The following is an 18,597-nucleotide window of genomic DNA, read 5'->3' as shown; positions in this document are numbered from 1 at the left end:
ACGCGTCATCCGCCATACCTCCGCCAGCTCTCCGCTCACGTTGAAGCCATGAACATTTCCGGCACCTTCATCCGCCGTCCGATCGGCACCTCGTTGCTGGCGGCCGGGCTGTTGGTGGTCGGCATGATCTGCTACTTCCTGCTCGGCGTGGCGGCGTTGCCGAACATGCAGTTTCCGGCGATCTTCGTGCAGGCCAGCCAGGCCGGCGCGGATGCCAACACGATGGCCTCCACCGTGGCCGCGCCGCTGGAGCGCCACCTGGGCCAGGTGCCCGGCATCGAGACCATGCGCTCGTCCAGTTCCGAGGGCAGCACGTTCGTCTTCATGATGTTCGACAACGGCACCAACCTGGATGCCGCCGCGCGCGAAGTGCAGGCGGCGATCAACGCGGCGGCGCCGGATCTGCCGACCGGGCTCAACGGGGCGCCCAGCTACGAAAAGGCGAATCCGAACGACGATCCGATCATCGCGCTGGCATTGACCTCGGGCACGCAGTCGGCCGCCGACTTGTACAACACCGCCGACTCCTTGCTGGCGCAGCGGCTGCGCCAGCTGCCTGGCGTGTCCTCGGTGGAGATCGCCGGCGCCGCCACGCCGGCGATCCGGGTCGACGTGAACCTGCGCGCCTTGAACGCGATGGGGCTGTCGCCGGATCAATTGCGCAATGCGCTGAGCGCCGCCAACGTGACGTCGCCGGAGGGCTTTCTGTCCGACGGCAAGACCACCATGTCGATCACCGCCACCGCCCAGCTGCATACGGCGGACGAATTTGCCCAGCTGGTGATCGCCAGCCACAACGGCACGCCGGTGCGGCTCTCCGACGTGGCCAAGGTCTACGCCGGCCAGCAGGACGCGTACCAGGCCGCCTGGTTCCACGGCAAGCCGGCCGTGCTGATGTACGTCTTCAAGAAGGCCGACGCCAACGTCATCGCCACCGTCGATCTGGTCCGCAACCAGCTGCCGCTGCTGCGCGATTACCTGCAGCCAGGCACGGTGCTGACGCCGTTCTTCGACGGCACGCCGACCATCCGTGCCTCGCTGCACGAGGTGCAGGCGACCTTGCTGATTTCGCTGGCGATGGTGATCCTGACCATGGCGCTGTTCCTGCGCCGGCTGGCGCCCACCCTGATCGCCGCGGTGGCGGTGCCGCTGTCGCTGGCCGGCGCGTTCGTGGTGATGTACATCCTGGGCTACACGCTCAACAACCTCACCCTGCTGGCGCTGGTGATCGCGATAGGTTTTGTGGTGGACGATGCGATCGTGGTGATCGAGAACATCATCCGCCACATCGACGACGGCATGACGCGAATGCAGGCGACGCTGGCCGGCGCGCGCGAGATCGGCTTCACCATTGTCTCGATCACCGCCTCGCTGATCGCCGTATTCATTCCGCTGCTGTTCGCCGGCGGCGTCACCGGCATGTTCATGCACGAGTTCGCGGTGACGCTGGTGGCTGCCATCGTGGTGTCGGCGACGGTCTCGCTGACGCTGACGCCCGCGCTGTGCGGACGCTTCCTGAGCGGCCACCGGCAACGCACCGCGCGCGAGCCGAGGCCGCCGTCGCGGGTCGGCGCCGCGCTGGACCGGTTCCACGCCGGCATGCTGCGGGTCTACAGTCGCGCGCTGAACTTCTCGCTGCGTCACGCGCTGCTGTTCGCGTTGACGCCGCTGGCGCTGATCTTCGCCACGTTCTACCTGTTCGGCGTGGTCAAGACCGGCTTGTTTCCGGCGCAGGACACCGGCCTGATCTGGGGCCGCGCCAATTCCAGCGCCACCGTCTCTTTCGCCGAGAGCAAACTGCGCCTGCAGCGGTTGACCGCGATGCTGATGGCCGACCCCGACGTGGCCACCGTGGGCTCGCGCCTGGGCAGCAGCCGGCAAGGCACCAGCGGCTCGTTCAATATCGATCTGAAGACCCGCGCCGAAGGCCGCAAGGACGACACTTTCGCGGTGCTGGCGCGGTTGAGCGCGAAAGCCGCCAACTATCCGGATCTCAACCTGCGGCTACGCCCGGTGCAGGATCTGCCCAGCGGCGGCGGTGGGGGCACCAGCCAGGGTGCGCAATACCAGGTGTCGCTGCAGGGCAACGACCTGGTCACGCTGCAGGAGTGGCTGCCGAAACTGCAGGCCGAGCTCAGCAAGAACCCCAAGCTGCGCGATGTCGGCACCGACGTCGACGAGGCCGGCCTGCGCCAGAACATCGTGATCGATCGCGACAAGGCCGCGCGCCTGGGCGTATCGGTCGGCACCATCGACGGCGCGCTGTACGACGCGTTCGGCCAGCGCCAGGTCTCCACCATCTACTCGGACATCAACCAGTACAAGGTGGTGGTGAACGCGCTGCCCGACCAGACCGCCACGCCGGCCGCGCTCGATCGCGTCTACGTGCGCTCCAGCAGCGGCAAGATGATTCCGATCACCGCGGTCGCCAGGCAGGTACCGGGCCTGGCACCCTCGCAGATCAGGCACCAAAACCAGCTCACCACGATGGACCTCAGCTTCAACCTCGCTCCCGGCGTGAGCATGGGCGAGGCGATGGCCATCATCCAGGCCACCGTACGGAACATGCGCATGCCCGGCGACATCAAGGTGCAGTTGGGCAACGATTTCCGCCGCTTCCAGCAATCGCAGAGCGGCATGTTGTGGCTGGTGCTGGCTGCGGTGCTTACCGTCTACATCGTGCTCGGCATGCTGTACGAAAACCTGATCCATCCGGTCACGATCCTGTCCACCTTGCCGGCCGCCGGCGTGGGCGCGCTGCTGGCGCTGTGGCTGACCGGCACCGAGTTGTCGGTGGTGGCCCAGATCGCGCTGGTGCTGTTGATCGGCATCGTCAAGAAAAACGCGATCATGATGATCGACTTCGCGCTGGTCGCCGAGCGCGAACACGGCAAGAGCCCGCTGGAAGCAGCCCGCGAAGCGTGCATCGTGCGCTTCCGCCCGATCATGATGACCACGATGGTGGCCATCCTGGCCGCCCTGCCGATCGCGATCGGTCTGGGCGAAGGCTCCGAACTGCGCCGCCCGCTGGGCATCGCGCTGATCGGCGGCCTGCTGATCTCGCAAAGCCTCACTTTGCTGAGCACCCCCGCGCTGTACGTAATCTTCTCCTGCCTCGCCGAGCGGCGGAAGACGTGGTGGACGCGGCGGCAAGTGCGCAAGGCGGCGCGCCGGCGGCAATTGGCGGGGGCTTGATCGGCGGGTAGTGAATGCCGGTCCTTACCTCCGAGGCCGCAGCCGATCACTGCGGATGAGCTCGGTTACACGCTTGCAAGTCCATCTCCCGAGAATGACTTCCAGCAAGGTTCATCCAAATGCAGCGATAAACAACTATTTAGAAATGCCTGGAGGCCCGTTTCTGGATGAGCTGATTGCAAAAAAATAGTCATGACGCTCGCCGCAACGCTTTCAGCCGCTTCGCAGCCGAACCGAACTTCACCTCGCCTGGGTCGATGGCGGCGGTGCCTGGCAAGACCACTCAGCTGAATGCCCCGCCAACGCAATCACAAGCCGTTAACTGCAGGCTGGTTATCACTAGCCCTCCTTCCGGGACCGAGTTGCACGCGACAGGCGAGGAGACCAACAAGGCGGATTTCAGCCACGTGCAGTAGCAGATCGGGTACGTCGTCGTATACCAGCGGTGGCTGGCCGACAACCTGACTGAGATCGCGAAACATTACCGCGGTAACGCGAATGCATGGAAGCAGGTCTTCGATGCCAACCGCAACCGGCCGCCAGGCCTTTAAGCAGGAGATGCTCTCATGAAGACGACTCGCCAACCCTTGATCCTCGCCGTATCGCTGGCCGCCGCGCTGGCCTTGAATGCCTGCGGCAAACATGAGGAGTCGACGCCGCCGCATGCCGCCACGGCTCCGGTGATGGCGCCGGCACCGGCCTCCACGACGAAAACGGACGCGGTACCGGCCAGCGGGATGCCTGCCAACGATGCACCTCCCGCCGTCACGTTCGGTTCGGTGGAGCTGGGTTCGACGGTCGATGCCAACAACAAGATCCTCGCCAGCGGCAGCAGTTTCTCGCCGAAAGACACCATCTACGCCTCGGTCGACACCAGCGGCAACGGCAATGCCACGCTGGCTGCCAAATGGAGCGATCAGAACGGCAAGACCGTGCATGAGGACAGCAAGACCCTCGACTCCAACGGGCCGCAGACCACCGCCTTCATGATCAGCGATCCCAGCGGCTTCCCGGCCGGCAATTACAAGGTCGACATCTCCTTGAACGGCAGCGAGGTCGCCAGCAAGGATTTCTCGATCAAATAAGCCGCTCCGGCGGCGATGGATGCAACAAGGGCGCGGTCATGCCGCGCCCTTTGTCGTTGCGGGGATCCGGCGCGCTTTCCCGCCTCCCGCGAAAACGCGACAATGGGGAGCTTTTGTGAGTGCCGAGCAGGCTTGCCCGGGTGATCCGGAATGGTCCCGACTGGCGCGGACGCGACGCGTCCGCCAACCCGGACCGGGCGGCAGCCCCATCCCTGAATGTCGTAGCAGAGAGGTCCATCAGACAATGTCCACCACGCCAAAGATCATCTACACGTTGACCGATGAAGCGCCGTTCCTGGCCACGCAGTCCTTGTTGCCGATCATCGACGCGTTCACCGGCACCGCGGGCATCAAGGTGGAGACGCGCGACATCTCGCTGGCGGGGCGCATCATCGCGCTGTTCCCGGAGTTCCTGCGCGACGACCAGAAGATGGCCGACGACCTGGCGGAGCTTGGCCATCTGGCCACCACGCCGGAAGCCAACATCATCAAGCTGCCGAACATCAGCGCCTCGATGCCGCAGCTCAAGGCGGCCATCAAGGAGCTGCAGAGCCAGGGCTACGCGCTGCCGGATTATCCGGACGAGCCGAAGGACGCGTCGGAAAAGGACATCAGGAGCCGCTACGACCGGGTCAAGGGCAGCGCCGTGAATCCGGTGCTGCGCGAAGGCAATTCCGACCGCCGCGCGCCGAGCTCGGTCAAGAACTACGCGCGCAAGCACCCGCACCGGATGGGCCCGTGGAGCGCCGACTCCAGGACCCACGTCTCGCACATGGACGATGGCGATTTCTACGGCACCGAGAAATCCGCGGTGATCGAGCACGCCGGCAACGTCAGCATCGAATGGTTCGGCAAGGACGGCAGCCACACCGTGCTCAAGCCGAAGACCGCCTTGCTAGCCGGCGAGATCATCGACGCCGCCGTGATGAGCAAGCGTGCGCTGGCCAGCTTCATCGACGCGCAGATCGCCGATGCGAAGCGGCAGGGCGTGCTGTTCTCAGTACACCTGAAGGCCACCATGATGAAGGTCTCCGACCCGATCATGTTCGGCGTGGTGATCAGCGAGTTCTATAGCGACGTGCTGGCAAAGCACGCCGCTGCGCTGCAGCAGGTCGGCTTCAATCCGAACAACGGCATCGGCGACCTGTATGCGCGCATCGCCGCGCTGCCGGAAGCGCAGCAGGCGCAGATCACAGCCGATATCGACGCGGAGTACGCGCAGCGTCCGGGCCTGGCGATGGTCAACTCCGACAAGGGCATCACCAACCTGCACGTGTCCAGCGATGTGATCATCGACGCCTCGATGCCGGCGATGATCCGCGACTCCGGCAAGATGTGGAACGCCGAAGGCAAGTTGCAGGACATCAAGGCGGTGATCCCGGATCGCTGCTATGCCGGTGTCTATCAGGCGACGATCGATGACTGCAAGGCGCATGGTGCGTTCGATCCGGCCACCATGGGCAGCGTGCCGAATGTCGGCCTCATGGCGCAGCAGGCCGAGGAGTACGGCTCGCACGACAAGACCTTCCAGATCGCCGCCGACGGTGTGGTGAAGGTGCTCGACGAAGCGGGCAACGTGCTGCTGCAGCACGATGTGGAAGCGGGCGACATCTGGCGCATGTGCCAGGTCAAGGACGCGCCGATCCAGGACTGGGTGAAGCTGGCGGTGAGCCGTGCGCGCCATACCCCGGCGGTGTTCTGGCTGGACCCGCAGCGCGCCCATGACGCGCAGATGATCATCAAGGTCCAGCGCTACCTGAAGGATCACGATCTCAGCGGCCTGGACATCCGCATCATGGATCCGGTCGCCGCCACGCGTTTCTCGCTGGAACGCATCCGCCAGGGGCTGGACACGATTTCCGTCACCGGCAATGTGTTGCGCGATTACCTCACCGACCTGTTCCCGATCATGGAGCTGGGCACCAGCGCCAAGATGCTCTCGATCGTGCCGCTGATGGCCGGCGGCGGCCTGTTCGAAACCGGCGCCGGCGGTTCTGCGCCCAAGCACGTGCAGCAGTTCCTGGAAGAGGACTACCTGCGCTGGGATTCGCTGGGCGAGTTTCTCGCGCTGGCCGCGTCGCTGGAACACCTTGGTAGCCGCTACGGCAGTGCCGAGGTCGAGGTGCTGGCCAAGACGCTGGATCAGGCCAACGGCAAGTTCCTCGACAACAACAAGTCGCCCTCGCGCAAGGTCGGCGAACTGGACAACCGGGGCAGCCATTTCTACCTGGCGCTGTACTGGGCGCAGGCGCTGGCCTCGCAGGATACCCATCCCGTACTGAAGGCAAAGTTCGCTCCGCTGGCCAATGCGCTGCAGGAGAACGAGGCCAAGATCGTCGCCGAGCTCAATGGCGCCCAGGGCAAGCCGGTGGATATCCATGGCTATTACCACCCGAACCTGAAGCTGGTCAGCCAGGCCATGCGTCCGAGCGCGACCTTCAACTCAGCGCTGGCGATGCTCGCCACGCGCTGATCGCCGGTAGCGGACGACCGTCCATACGGCCAAATGAAACGGGGCGCTGTGGTGCCCCGTTTCATTGGCATGCCATCTGGCTCCCGCCAGCGTCAGCGCCGCGATTGCACCGCCATGTGTGCGGCCAGGCCGGCCAGCACGGTGCCCATCAGCCAGCGCTGCGCGGCCAGCCACAGTGGACGGCCGGCCAGGAAGCCGGCGATGGTCCCGGCCATCAGCACGATCAGCGCGTTCACGGAGAGGCTGATCGTCATCTGAGTGGCGCCCAGCACCAGCGATTGCTGCAGCACGTTGCCGCGGCCGGGCGTAATGAACTGCGGCAGCAGCGACAGGTACAGCACCGCGGCCTTCGGGTTCAGCAGGTTGGTGAGGAAACCCATCGCGAACAGCTTGCGCGGGCGGTCACGCTCCAGCCGCCTCACCTGGAACGGCGAACGGCCGCCGGGCCGCAGCGCCTGCCATGCGAGGTAGAGCAGATAGAGTGCGCCGGCGAGGCGCAACGCGTCGTAGGCCAGCGGCACCGTGAGCAGCAGCGCGGTGATGCCGAGCGCGGCGCACAGCAGGTACAGCACGAAAGCCAGCGCGACGCCGCCGAGCGAGATCAACCCGGCCGCGCGGCCCTGATTGATGGAGCGGGAGATCAGATAGACCATGTTGGGCCCCGGCGTCAGCACGAGGCCGAGGGCGACGAGGGCAAACGCGAGCAGCTTGGACGATTCAGGCATGGCGGACACACTCCTAAAGGGAATCAGGGGGTGCCCAGGCGCGCGGCTCGTCGTCGTCCGCGTTTCCCGATGGTGATCCATCCGAGGCGCCAGTCGCGCGAACGGGTGCCATGATATCGCGGCGCGGTTGCCCAACAAAAGGTGACCGCTTTAGCGCCATCGAATCACCGCCATCGAGGCGGTCAGTCAGCTTCATGGCGGCACAATGGCGTTTTCCGTAGATGGAGCAAGATCGATGCGCTGGCCTGCCATGCTGTGCCTATTAGCCCTCACCGGCCTGTCGCCGGCGTTCGCGCAATCGACGGCGGCCACGGCAGCGCCGCCGCCGGTGCCGTCGGACGTGGCCGAACTCGCCGCCGTGGTGGTCACCGGCGCGCAGCCGGGACCCGGCCTGTGGAAGGTGACCAGGAAAGATCCGGCGACAGGCGATCATGTGCTGTGGGTGCTTGGCACGCTGTCGCCGTTGCCGCAGAGCGTGCAGTGGCAGTCGCACGAGCTGGAGCAGGTGATCAGCGAATCGCAGCAGGTGCTGCTGTCGCCGGTGGTCGCGATCAAGGCCGATGTCGGGTTTTTCGGCAAGTTGTTCCTGTTGCCCTCGGCCTACAGCGCGCGCAAGAACGACGATGGCCAGACGCTGCAGCAGGTGCTGCCGCCGCCGGTGTACGCACGCTGGCAGCTGCTCAAGCAGAAATACATCGGCAACAATCGCGGCATCGAGCGCTGGCGGCCGATCTTCGCGGCGCAGGAGCTGTACCGGAAGGCGATCAAGGCCAACGGCCTGAGCAAGACCGGCGGCATCCAGGCCAACATCGACGCGCTGGCCAAACGCTACGGCGTCAAGGAAATGCCGACCACCTATCAGGTGGTCATCGAGCATCCGCGAGCGGCGCTCCAGGCCTTCAAGAGTTCTGCGCCGCACGACACCACCTGTTTCATCCGCACGCTGGACAGCATCGAGCAGGACATGCCGGCGATGAAGGCGCGCGCCAATGCCTGGGCGACCGGCGATCTGCAGACCCTGCGCGAACTGCCCGATAGCGAGCGACACGACGCTTGTGTCTCGGCGCTCACCGCGGCCGGCTTCGCGCACACGCTGGGGCTGGACGACGTGCCGGCGAAGCAGGAAGCCGTCTGGCTGGCCGCTGCGCGCACGGCGCTGGGCAGCAACGCACAGACCTTCGCCATGCTGCCGATGGCCGAGCTGCTGAAACCGGACGGTTACCTGGCGAAGCTGCAAGCCGAAGGCTACGAAGTCGAAGCGCCGGAGTGAAGGGCGCGAAATGCCTGCGGACATCTGTAGGAGCGGCCTCGGCCGCGATGCTCTTGGGTTTCGGCGTAGTGAAAGGCATCGCCCGCTAGCGGGCTCCTACACAACGGCGTCTCGGCTGTCGGCCGGGCAATGTCGACCGGGATACTTGTAGGAGCGGCCTCGGCCGCGATGCTCTTGGGTTTTCGGATATTGGAAAAGCATCGCCCGCCAGCGGGCTCCTACACAACGGCGTCTCGGCTGTCGGCCGGGCGATGTCGGGCGGGATACTTGTAGGAGCGGCCTCGGCCGCGATGCTCTTGGGTTTTCGGATATTGGAAAAGCATCGCCCGCCAGCGGGCCCCTACACAACGGCGTCTCGGCTGTCGGCCGGACGATGTCGGGCGGGATACTTGTAGGAGCGGCCTCGGCCGCGATGCTCTTGGGTTTTCGGATATTGGAAAAGCATCGCCCGCCAGCGGGCTCCTACACACACGCGACGATCGCTCAGGCGCTGGCGAGGTCGAGTTGCGCGATCTCGTCGTGGGTCAGCTGCAAGCGGGTGGCGCCGAACAGCTCGTGCAACTGCTCCACGCTGGTGGCGCTGACGATAGGTGCGGTGAGGCCGGGGCGGGCGATCAGCCAGGCCAGCGCGACCTGGGCGGGCGTGGCCTGGTGTGCCGATGCAACGGCGTCGAGAGCGGCGAGCACCTGCAGGCCGTGCGGATTCAGGAATTTCTTTACGGCGCCGCCGCGCGCCGCGCTCTTGGCCAGATCCACCGCGCTGCGGTACTTGCCGCTGAGGAACCCGCTGGCCAGCGCGTAGTAGCTGATCACGCCGATGCGTTCCGCGCGGATCAGCGGTTCCAGTTCCTTCTCGTAACCGCTGCGGCTGACCAGGTTGTATTCCGGCTGCAGGCTTTCGTAGCGTGGCAGGCCGTGCTGCCCCGACACCGCCAATGCGTCGGCGAACCGGTCGGCCGCGTAGTTGGACGCGCCGATCACGCGCACCTTGCCGGCTTCGATCAAACGGGCGAACGCACCCAGCGTTTCGGCCAGCGGCACGCTGGCATCGTCCTCATGCGCCTGGTACAGGTCGATGTGGTCGCACTGCAGACGCCGCAGCGAGCCATCGACCGCCTGCTGGATGTTGACCGGAGACAGGCCAGGTTGCTCGGTCCACTTCGCCACCTTGGTGGCGATCAGCACCTGCTCGCGCTTGCCGCTGCGCTCGAGCCACTTGCCGATGATGGTCTCCGATTCGCCGCCCCGATTGCCCGACACCCACGCCGAATAGACGTCCGCCGTGTCGATCAGGTTGCCGCCGGCATCGACGAAGGCGTCGAGCAGTTCGAACGAGCGCCTTTCATCGACACTCCATCCGAACACGTTGCCGCCGAAAGCGAGCGGAGCGACGGACAATGATGATCTGCCAAGTGGACGCTTGTGCATGGAGCAGCACCTCTGCCTGTGGAGAGCGGCAAGCATGCACGGGTTCGGCGAAAAAGAGCGTGACGTATCCGGGTGATGGCGTAACGAATGCGGGTCAGATGAGGATTAGCGCGGCCCGGCCAAGCGCGGCCATACCGCCGCACAGCACTTCACCGCCATGACACTGGCCTTTTTCTTTGCAGCGTTCCTGTCCCGCTCCGCCGCGGCGCGCGTATCGGAACGCCAGTCCAGGTCTTCCTTGCGTACGAGATGGCTGTGCAGAAACAGTAGATCTTTCCAGATTGAATTCATGGGAATGACTCCTGGGGAAAGCACGATTGGTTTTGGAACGTCCTCAAGGTACGCGTGCGCCAGACCGCCAAAAAGCGATATATTCGCAAGCCAGGCTTGAGGGATATTCAAGATGGGAAAGCTGCCGTTAGCCCTTCTGCAACAGTTCGTGCTGGTTGCCCGGCTGGGCAATCTGTCGCGTGCCGCGGCGCAGGCCAACCTCACCGTCAGCGCGCTCAGTCACCAGATGCGGCAGCTCGAAGAACGGCTGGAGCGCCGCCTGCTGGAGCGCGGTCCGCGCGGGGTCAAGCTGACGGTCGACGGCTGCGCCTTGCTGGAGGCGGTCGGCGAGCATTTCGACGGCATCGAGCACGCGCTTTCGCATTACCAGAAGCGCCGCAACGACACACTGACCCTCAGCGCCAGCACCGGCATCATGTCGGGCTGGCTGGTGCCGCGCCTGCCGCGGCTGGTGGCCGTGCATCCCGAGCTGGAACTCAACCTGCAATCGGGTTCGGCACTGGTGAACTTCGAGCGTGAGCCGGTGGACGCGGCGCTCCGCTACGGTCGTGGCGTGTGGGCGGGACTGCATAGCGAGCGGCTTTTCGGCGAATGGATCGCGCCGATCGCAGCGCCTGCCCTGGTGGCGAGGATGGCCGATGCCGACCCGAACGACCTTTCGCAGTGGCCGCTGCTCGGCGATCCCAATCCGTCGAACCGCTGGAAGGACTGGTTCGACAAAGTCGGCGGTTCGGTGCCGCACCGCTACGTGGCGCACTTCGACAGTTTCGAGGCGCAGCGACATGCGGCGCTGGAAGGCCTCGGGGTGGCGATGGGGCGCATGGTGATGTCGAAGTCGCTGATCGACGCCGGCCGGCTGACGGTGCTGGGCGAACGCTATCTGCCGGTGGACGATGCGTACTGGCTGGTCTATCCCGAGCGATCGAAGGAGCATCCCGGACTGCAGGTGTTTCGCGAATGGCTGCTCGCCGAAGCGGACGACTACTGCCGTCACCTGCCGGTGCCGGGCACCGACGATGCGGCGATCGAGGGCTGAAGCGGTTTCGCAAAGCCGCCGCGCGCGGCATGATGCTTCATTGTGCATGGATCTCTCGGGAGTCGAATCATGAAGTCACGCGCCGCCGTCGCCTGGGAAGCAGGCAAGCCTTTGTCGATCGAGCAGGTCGACGTTGCCGGGCCCAAGGCCGGCGAAGTGCTGGTGCGCATCGTCGCGACCGGCGTCTGCCACACCGACGCGTTCACGCTGTCCGGGGCCGATCCGGAGGGCATGTTCCCGGTGATCCTGGGTCATGAAGGCGGCGGCATCGTCGAGGAGGTCGGCGAAGGCGTCACCTCGCTCGCGGTCGGCGATCACGTGATTCCGCTATACACGCCCGAATGCGGCGAATGCAGATTCTGCCTGTCCGGAAAGACCAACCTGTGCCAGAAGATCCGCGTTACCCAGGGCAAGGGGCTGATGCCCGACGGCACATCGCGCTTCTCGCTCAACGGCAAGCCGCTGCTGCATTACATGGGCACCAGCACGTTCAGCGAATACACCGTGCTGCCGGAAATCTCCGTGGCCAAGATCAACAAGGCGGCGCCGCTGGAGAAGGTGTGTCTGCTCGGCTGCGGCATCACCACCGGCATCGGCGCGGTGCTCAACACGGCGAAGGTCGAGCCGGGTGCCACGGTGGCCGTGTTCGGCATGGGCGGCATCGGCTTGTCGGTGGTGCAGGGCGCGGTGATGGCGAAGGCCGGGCGTATCGTGGTGGTCGACGCCAACCCGGCGAAGTTCGAGATGGCAAAGCTGCTGGGCGCCACCGACTTCATCAATCCGAAGGATTACCCGGACACGCCGATCCAGCAGGTGATCGTCGAGCTCACCGACGGCGGAGTCGATTACTCGTTCGAGTGCATCGGCAACGTGCACGTGATGCGCGCGGCACTGGAGTGCTGCCACAAGGGCTGGGGCGAATCGGTCATCATCGGCGTCGCTGGCGCGGGGCAGGAGATCAGTACAAGGCCGTTCCAGCTGGTCACCGGCCGCGTCTGGCGCGGCTCCGCCTTCGGCGGGGTCAAAGGGCGCTCGCAGCTGCCCGGTTACGTCGAGCGCTATATGGCCGGCGAGATCAGGATCGACGAGATGATCACCGAGGTGCTGCCGCTGGAGCGCATCAACGACGCGTTCGACCTGATGCACGAAGGCAAGGTGATCCGCTCGGTGATCCACTACCGACCGAAGCCCCTGTAGGAGCCCGCTAGCGGGCTCCTACAAGAGCGGTTGTCGAGGCTCTAGAATAGGCGCGCATCGCCGGCCCTATTCTGCCGGCTGCACCCATTCTTGCTTGCCATGTCTGCCTGTCCATAAGGTCGTCCTATGAACCGCACCGCCATCCTCGTCGACGGCGCTTTTTTTCTTGCCCGCTACCGCAAGGTGTACGGCGAGCGCGACGCGGGCGACGCGCGTGCTGTCGCCAAAACCGTATTCGGCATGGCGCTGGAGCATCTGAAGGCGGTCGACCGTCCGCGCGAATCGTTGTACCGGATCTTCTTCTACGACTGTCCGCCGCTGGAAAAGAGCTTCGTCAAGCCGGTCAGCGGCGACAGCATCGACTTCGGGCGAACCGGTGCAGCGGCGTTCCGGCGCGAGCTGCACGATCAGTTGCGCCGCCAGCGCAAGATGGCCTTGCGGCTGGGCAGGCTGTCCGAGCGCGGCGAATGGCAATTGAAGCGCAATGCCTACCAGCAATTGCGCGACGGCGGCCTGCGTTGGGATGATCTCGGTGACGAGCATTTCGAACCGGACATGCGGCAGACCCAGGTCGACATGAAAATCGGCATCGACATTGCCGCGCTGACCTACAAGAAGCTGGTCGACCAGATCATCCTGATCGCCGGCGACGCGGATTTCATCCCGGCGGCGAAGCTGGCGCGCTACGAGGGCATCGACTTCATCCTCGATCCGATGTGGCAGGGCATCGCGCCGGATCTGCATGAACATATCGATGGCTTGCAGTCGGTGTGCCCGCGACCGTTCTGAATACCCGGTCTACACATGGTTTTCGTGATATTGCAGCCGATAACGGCTGTTACGCCAAGGAGCAATCGATGAAGCGCGAGATGGAAGCGACGGGGATCAAGATGGGAAAGATGAAGCCGGCGCGCGTGGGCGCAGCGCTGTGGCTGGCAATCTGTCTGGGCCTGCCGATGACGGCCGGCGCTCAGGTGGTGCCGGCCGCCTCGGTCGAGCCCGATCAGCCCGCCGACCAGCTGGTGCCGCCGACCAGCGCCGGCGATTTCACGTCGACGCAACTGGACAGCGCACTGGCCGGCAGCTGGCGCTTGCCGGCGAACCGTGCGCGCGACGTGTATCGCCATCCGAAGGCGACCTTGCAGTTCTTCGGTATCCGGCCGGATCAGACGGTGGTGGAAATCACGCCCGGCGGCGGCTGGTACAGCGAAATCCTGGCGCCGCTGCTGCACGACAACGGGCACTACATCGCCGCCGTGCAGGCGCCCGCGGAAGAAGGTGAAGCGCGTCGCGATGGCGATGCCCTGCACCGGAAATTCGCCGCCGACGCGGCGCATTACGGCAAGGCGAAGTTCGTCGAATTCGATCCGAAGGCGCCGGTGTTCGGCGCGCCCGGTTCGGCCGACCTGGTGCTGACCTTCCGCAACGTGCACAACTGGGTGATGGCCGATACCGCGCCGGCGATGTTCAAGGCGTTCTTCGCGGTGTTGCGGCCCGGTGGCGTGCTCGGCGTGGTCGACCATCGCGCCAGCGATGAGGCTTCGCTGGACGCGGTGAAGCAGAGCGGCTACCTGCCGACCCGTTACGTGGTGAAACTGGCCACCGCAGCAGGCTTCGTGCTGGAGGAGAGCAGCGAGATCAACGCCAATCCGAAGGACACCAAGGATTATCCGAAGGGCGTGTGGACGCTTCCGCCCACCCTCACGCTGGGCGAGCAGGACAAGGCGAAGTACCTGGCGATTGGCGAATCCGACCGGATGACTCTCCGTTTCGTCAAGCCGTTGCCGCCGCCTGCCGCATCGGCTCACTGAAGCCATCGCGCGCCCGTTAGGCGAGGCGCGCGAAACGGATCGCCATGCTGATCGCATTGAACAAGCCGTACGGCGTGCTGTGTCAGTTCACCGATCCGGAAGGGCGCCGCACGCTGGCCGAATTCGTCAGGCAAAAAGACGTCTATGCGGCTGGACGTCTGGATCATGACAGTGAAGGCCTGTTGCTGCTGACCGACGATGGGCGGTTGGCGCATCAGCTGACCGACCCTCGCCATAAGCAGGCCAAGACCTATCTCGCGCAGGTCGACGGCGAGATCGACGAAGCAGCTCTGCAGGCTTTGCGTCGCGGGGTGCAGTTGAACGATGGCCCCACCTTGCCGGCGGAAGCGGTACGCACTGCCGAGCCGGACTGGTTGTGGCCGCGCGATCCGCCCGTACGTTTCCGCAAGAGCATCCCCACCAGCTGGCTCAGCCTCACCTTGCGCGAAGGCCGCAACCGCCAGGTCCGCCGGATGACCGCTGCGGTAGGTTTCCCGACCCTGCGGCTGATACGTGTGCGCATCGGCGAGTACGCCCTCGACGGACTAGCCCCAGGCGAAACCCGACACCTCCCATCGTTGTAGGAGCCCGCTAGCGGGCGATGCCCCTGTTTTGATCTTTCCTACCCAACATCAGAGCAACAGCATCGCCCGCTAGCGGGCTCCTACACAACCCACGGCAGGCGGCAGTGCGAGGAGTGCCGTGGTCGCGCGGTCCGCTGGATGACCGTCCGGAGGCGGCTTCCCGACCCTGCGGCTGATACGCGTGCGCATCGGCGAACACGCGCTCGACGGATTAGCCTCAGGCGAGACCCGATACCTCCCACCGTTGTAGGAGCCCGCTAGCGGGCGATGCCCCTGTTTTGATCTTTCCTACCCAACATCAGAGCAACGGCATCGCCCGCTAGCGGGCTCCTACACAACCCACGGCAGGCGGCAGTGCGAGGAATGCCGTGGCCGCGCGGTCCGCTGGATGACCGTCCGGAGGCGGCTTCCCGACCCTGCGGTTGATACGTGTGCGCATCGGCGAGTACGCCCTCGACGGACTAGCCCCAGGTGAAACCCGACACCTCCCACCGTTGTAGGAGCCCGCTAGCGGGCGATGCCCCTGTTTTGATCTTTTCCACCCAACATCAGAGCAACGACATCGCCCGCTAGCGGGCTCCTACGAATACCGTAGGTGGCAGTCCGAAAAATGCTTCGGCGGCAGCGGTGCTGTTGGCCGCGGTGACTTCCACCGGCTCGCCCCGATCGCGGGCGATCTCTTCGCAGATGTGCTTCAGGTACATCGGCTCATTGCGCCGATGCGCGGGCGGTGGCCGCACCGTGCGCGGCAGCAGGTAGGGCGCGTCGGTTTCGATCATCAGCCGGTTGGCCGGAATCTCGCGCACCAGTTCGCGCAGATGGGTGCCGCGGCGTTCGTCGCAGATCCAGCCGGTGATGCCGATGTGGCAGTCCAGCGCCAGGTAGTCGCGCAGCGCCTCGCCGGTGTCGGTGAAGCAATGCACCACAGCTGCCGGCACCTTGTCGCGGTAGCGCTTGAGCAGCGCGACGAAATCGGCATGTGCGTCACGCTGATGCAGAAACAGCGGCTTCTGCACATCCACCGCGATCTGCAGCTGACGCTCGAACACCTGCAGTTGCACCTCGCGCGGCGAGTAGTTGCGGTTGTAGTCCAGGCCGGTCTCGCCCACGGCGCGCACCGCTGCATGGTGCACCAGTTCGCGCAATGCGGCGTCGGTGGCGTCGTCGTAATCGACCGCGTGGTGCGGATGCACGCCGGTCGTGGCGAAAAGCAGGCCCGGGTGCGCTTCGGCCAGCGCCACGGCGTGACGGCTGCCATCGCGCGAGGCGCCGGTCACCATCATTCGCGTCACGCCGTACCCGCCCGCCCGCTGCAACACCGCATCAAGGTCGTGGTGAAACGATTCATGAGTGAGATTGGCGCCGATATCGACGAGATGCATGGGTTTTTCCGTGTCGGGAAACGTCATTCTCGCAGACAGCATCCCGCTGCGGCCTGTCGCCGGCGTATGGCCTTGCGACCGTGCTATCAGTTTTTGAACAGGGGAAATATTCCTAGATGGCGTATCGTCTTTATCGCTGGCGAACGCGGCACAATGGCGGGTCATCCCGAACATGAACGGCATGGGGCTGAACTCGGGGGAAGATTCGCGTGTGCCGGGGCGGATGTGATAACTATGGGGTTCCACCGTTTCGCGGCCGATCGCGCAGCGGTGCTGGCACGTATCGAGCGGGGTGGAGGATGTCGGCAGTGATTGAGCCGGCGATCAGCGGAGCAGGCGTGGACAGCCGCGAAGCGGAAGTCTGCGCATGGCTGGTTGCGCGTGGTCGCCTGAAAGACAGCGATCTGGGTCGCGCGCGCCGTTTGCACGAGGAGTCGGCCGAGGGCACGCTGACGACCTTGATGGCGCGGCTGGGGCTGGTGTCCGAGCGCGATCTGGCCGAGGCGTGGGCTGAATTGCTGCAGGTGCCGCTGCTGTCCGCGCGCGATGCGCCGGAACTGCCGCCGGCCGAGCTCGAGCTGTCGTTGCGTTTTCTCAAGCAGCAGCATGTGGTGCCGGTACACGACGACGAGTACGGGCTGGCCCTGATCGTGGCCGATCCGGCCGATCCGTATCCGCTGCAGGCGGTCGAACTCGCCGCCGGCCGGCCGGTGGCGTTGCGGGTCGGCCTGCGCTCGGAAATCGACGGCTTGATCGAACGTTATTACGGCAGCGGCCGTTCGGCGATGGGCACCATCGTGGAGAACCTCGACGGCAGCGCTGCGGAAGAGGACGACGTCGAGCACCTGCGCGACCTGGCCTCCGAGGCGCCGGTCATCCGGCTGGTCAACCTGATTCTTCAACGTGCGGTCGAGCAGCGCGCCTCCGACGTGCATATCGAACCGTTCGAGAACCGCCTGAAAGTGCGCTACCGCATCGACGGCGTGCTGCACGAAGTGGAAGCGCCGCCATCCTCGTCCACGGCCGCGGTGATCTCGCGCGTGAAAATCATGGCGCGGCTGAACATCGCCGAGCGCCGCCTGCCGCAGGACGGCCGCATTCAGCTGCGCGTGCAGGGCAAGGAACTCGACCTGCGCGTGTCCACCGTACCGACCAGCTTCGGCGAATCGGTGGTGATGCGCATCCTGGACCGCGAATCGGTGGTGTTCGACTTCGCCTCGCTCGGTTTCACCGACAGCTTCCAGCAGCGCTTCGTCGATGTGCTGGAACGGCCGCACGGCATTCTGCTGGTGACCGGCCCGACCGGTTCCGGCAAGACCACCACGTTGTACACCGCGCTGTCGCAGATCAATACCAACGACGTGAAGATCATCACCGTCGAGGATCCGGTCGAGTACCAGCTCGAAGGCATCAACCAGATCCAGGTGAAGCCGCAGATCGGGCTGGATTTCTCCGGCGCGCTGCGCTCGATCATGCGCCAGGATCCGGACGTGATCATGATCGGCGAAATGCGCGATCTGGAAACCTGCCGCATCGCAATCCAGTCCGCGCTCACCGGCCATCTGGTGCTGTCCACGCTGCACACCAACAGCGCGGCGGGCGGCATCACGCGCCTGCTCGACATGGGTGTGGAGGATTACCTGCTCGGCTCCACCATCAACGGCATCCTGGCGCAGCGGCTGGTGCGCCGGCTCGATCCGGAGACTGCGACGTCTTACGAGGCGTTGCCGGAGGTGATCGAACAGTTCGAGCTGGAGAAATACACCGACGAACGCCCGATCCGGCTGTGGAAGCCGGGCAGCAGCGCGGCCAATCCCACCGGTTACCGCGGCCGCCGCGCCATCATGGAGTTTCTGACCATGAGCGATCCGCTGCGCCGGCTGGTGATGCAGCGTGCCAACGAGGGCGAGATCGAAAGGCAGGCGCGCGCCGAAGGCATGCGCACGATGTACGAGGACGGCATCGCCAAGGCCGTGGCCGGCATCACCACGCTGGAGGAGGTGCTGCGTGTTACTCAGGAAGGCTGATGGTGCCAGTGGAAAGTGGAGAGGAGTGAGCGAAGAGTGCGGCTTCGGTGCGGCGCTTGCGGGCCATGCGTCCATCTTCTCGAGCCATGCCTC

At 65.2% G+C, this 18,597-nt stretch carries 14 protein-coding genes and 1 riboswitch; of the genes, 10 read left to right on the top strand and 4 right to left on the bottom strand.

Annotated features, from left to right (window positions below):
- Nucleotides 1-48: 48 nt before the first annotated feature.
- The 3 genes from ACFPPB_RS06140 to ACFPPB_RS06130 all read left to right on the top strand — a co-directional run bounded on the left by ACFPPB_RS06140 (nt 49) and on the right by ACFPPB_RS06130 (nt 6,753).
- On the top strand, nt 49-3,195 hold the full coding sequence (locus tag ACFPPB_RS06140; protein WP_377325388.1) for an efflux RND transporter permease subunit: 3,147 nt from the start codon (nt 49-51) through the stop codon (nt 3,193-3,195).
- Nucleotides 3,196-3,761: 566 nt separating this feature from the next.
- Nucleotides 3,762-4,280 carry a hypothetical protein gene (locus tag ACFPPB_RS06135; protein ID WP_377325386.1) on the top strand — a complete coding sequence of 173 codons (519 nt, stop codon included), beginning with the start codon at nt 3,762-3,764 and terminating at the stop codon, nt 4,278-4,280.
- 244 nt (nt 4,281-4,524) lie between these two features.
- Nucleotides 4,525-6,753, top strand: a complete 2,229-nt coding sequence (locus tag ACFPPB_RS06130; protein WP_377325384.1) for an NADP-dependent isocitrate dehydrogenase — start codon at nt 4,525-4,527, stop codon at nt 6,751-6,753.
- A gap of 92 nt (nt 6,754-6,845) precedes the next feature.
- Here ACFPPB_RS06130 and ACFPPB_RS06125 read toward each other — a convergent pair whose 3' ends face one another.
- On the bottom strand, nt 6,846-7,478 hold the full coding sequence (locus ACFPPB_RS06125; protein WP_377325382.1) for a LysE family translocator: 633 nt from the start codon (nt 7,476-7,478) through the stop codon (nt 6,846-6,848).
- A 25-nt stretch (nt 7,479-7,503) separates the two neighbouring features.
- Nucleotides 7,504-7,585: riboswitch (ZMP/ZTP riboswitch) on the bottom strand.
- A 128-nt stretch (nt 7,586-7,713) separates the two neighbouring features.
- On the opposite strand from ACFPPB_RS06125, the gene ACFPPB_RS06120 reads away from it, so the two are divergent.
- The gene (locus ACFPPB_RS06120) at nt 7,714-8,748 is read left to right on the top strand and encodes a TraB/GumN family protein (RefSeq protein ID WP_377325380.1); all 1,035 of its coding nucleotides are present in this window, start codon (nt 7,714-7,716) and stop codon (nt 8,746-8,748) included.
- A gap of 483 nt (nt 8,749-9,231) precedes the next feature.
- On the opposite strand, the gene ACFPPB_RS06115 is transcribed toward ACFPPB_RS06120, so the two are convergent.
- Together ACFPPB_RS06115 and ACFPPB_RS06110 are read right to left on the bottom strand one after the other, a co-directional pair.
- Nucleotides 9,232-10,176 carry an aldo/keto reductase gene (locus ACFPPB_RS06115; RefSeq protein ID WP_377325378.1) on the bottom strand — a complete coding sequence of 315 codons (945 nt, stop codon included), beginning with the start codon at nt 10,174-10,176 and terminating at the stop codon, nt 9,232-9,234.
- A 105-nt stretch (nt 10,177-10,281) separates the two neighbouring features.
- Nucleotides 10,282-10,467: a hypothetical protein gene (locus ACFPPB_RS06110; RefSeq protein ID WP_377325376.1), complete on the bottom strand. Its 186-nt coding sequence runs from the start codon at nt 10,465-10,467 to the stop codon at nt 10,282-10,284.
- A gap of 112 nt (nt 10,468-10,579) precedes the next feature.
- On the opposite strand from ACFPPB_RS06110, the gene ACFPPB_RS06105 reads away from it, so the two are divergent.
- The 5 genes from ACFPPB_RS06105 to ACFPPB_RS06085 all read left to right on the top strand — a co-directional run bounded on the left by ACFPPB_RS06105 (nt 10,580) and on the right by ACFPPB_RS06085 (nt 15,095).
- Complete coding sequence (locus tag ACFPPB_RS06105) at nt 10,580-11,503, top strand: LysR substrate-binding domain-containing protein (protein WP_377325374.1); 924 nt, start codon at nt 10,580-10,582, stop codon at nt 11,501-11,503.
- Between the two features lie 69 nt (nt 11,504-11,572).
- Entirely contained in the window at nt 11,573-12,700 is a 1,128-nt protein-coding gene (locus ACFPPB_RS06100; RefSeq protein ID WP_377325372.1) for an S-(hydroxymethyl)glutathione dehydrogenase/class III alcohol dehydrogenase, read from the top strand.
- A gap of 126 nt (nt 12,701-12,826) precedes the next feature.
- The gene (locus ACFPPB_RS06095; RefSeq protein ID WP_377325370.1) at nt 12,827-13,489 is read left to right on the top strand and encodes an NYN domain-containing protein; all 663 of its coding nucleotides are present in this window, start codon (nt 12,827-12,829) and stop codon (nt 13,487-13,489) included.
- 110 nt (nt 13,490-13,599) lie between these two features.
- Nucleotides 13,600-14,511 (top strand): class I SAM-dependent methyltransferase, encoded by a 912-nt coding sequence (locus ACFPPB_RS06090; protein WP_377325481.1) that lies wholly within the window; start codon nt 13,600-13,602, stop codon nt 14,509-14,511.
- Nucleotides 14,512-14,555: 44 nt separating this feature from the next.
- Nucleotides 14,556-15,095 carry an rRNA large subunit pseudouridine synthase E gene (locus ACFPPB_RS06085; RefSeq protein ID WP_377325368.1) on the top strand — a complete coding sequence of 180 codons (540 nt, stop codon included), beginning with the start codon at nt 14,556-14,558 and terminating at the stop codon, nt 15,093-15,095.
- A 569-nt stretch (nt 15,096-15,664) separates the two neighbouring features.
- Here ACFPPB_RS06085 and ACFPPB_RS06080 read toward each other — a convergent pair.
- Nucleotides 15,665-16,477 carry a TatD family hydrolase gene (locus ACFPPB_RS06080; RefSeq protein ID WP_377325366.1) on the bottom strand — a complete coding sequence of 271 codons (813 nt, stop codon included), beginning with the start codon at nt 16,475-16,477 and terminating at the stop codon, nt 15,665-15,667.
- Between the two features lie 299 nt (nt 16,478-16,776).
- On the opposite strand from ACFPPB_RS06080, the gene gspE reads away from it, so the two are divergent.
- Complete coding sequence (gspE, locus tag ACFPPB_RS06075) at nt 16,777-18,504, top strand: type II secretion system ATPase GspE (protein ID WP_377325364.1); 1,728 nt, start codon at nt 16,777-16,779, stop codon at nt 18,502-18,504.
- The last annotated feature ends 93 nt before the right edge of the window (nt 18,505-18,597 follow it).

Origin of the sequence: Rhodanobacter terrae, from assembly GCF_042657005.1 — a bacterium.
Lineage (GTDB): Bacteria > Pseudomonadota > Gammaproteobacteria > Xanthomonadales > Rhodanobacteraceae > Rhodanobacter > Rhodanobacter terrae.
This window is presented reverse-complemented; position numbering and strand designations above follow the sequence as displayed.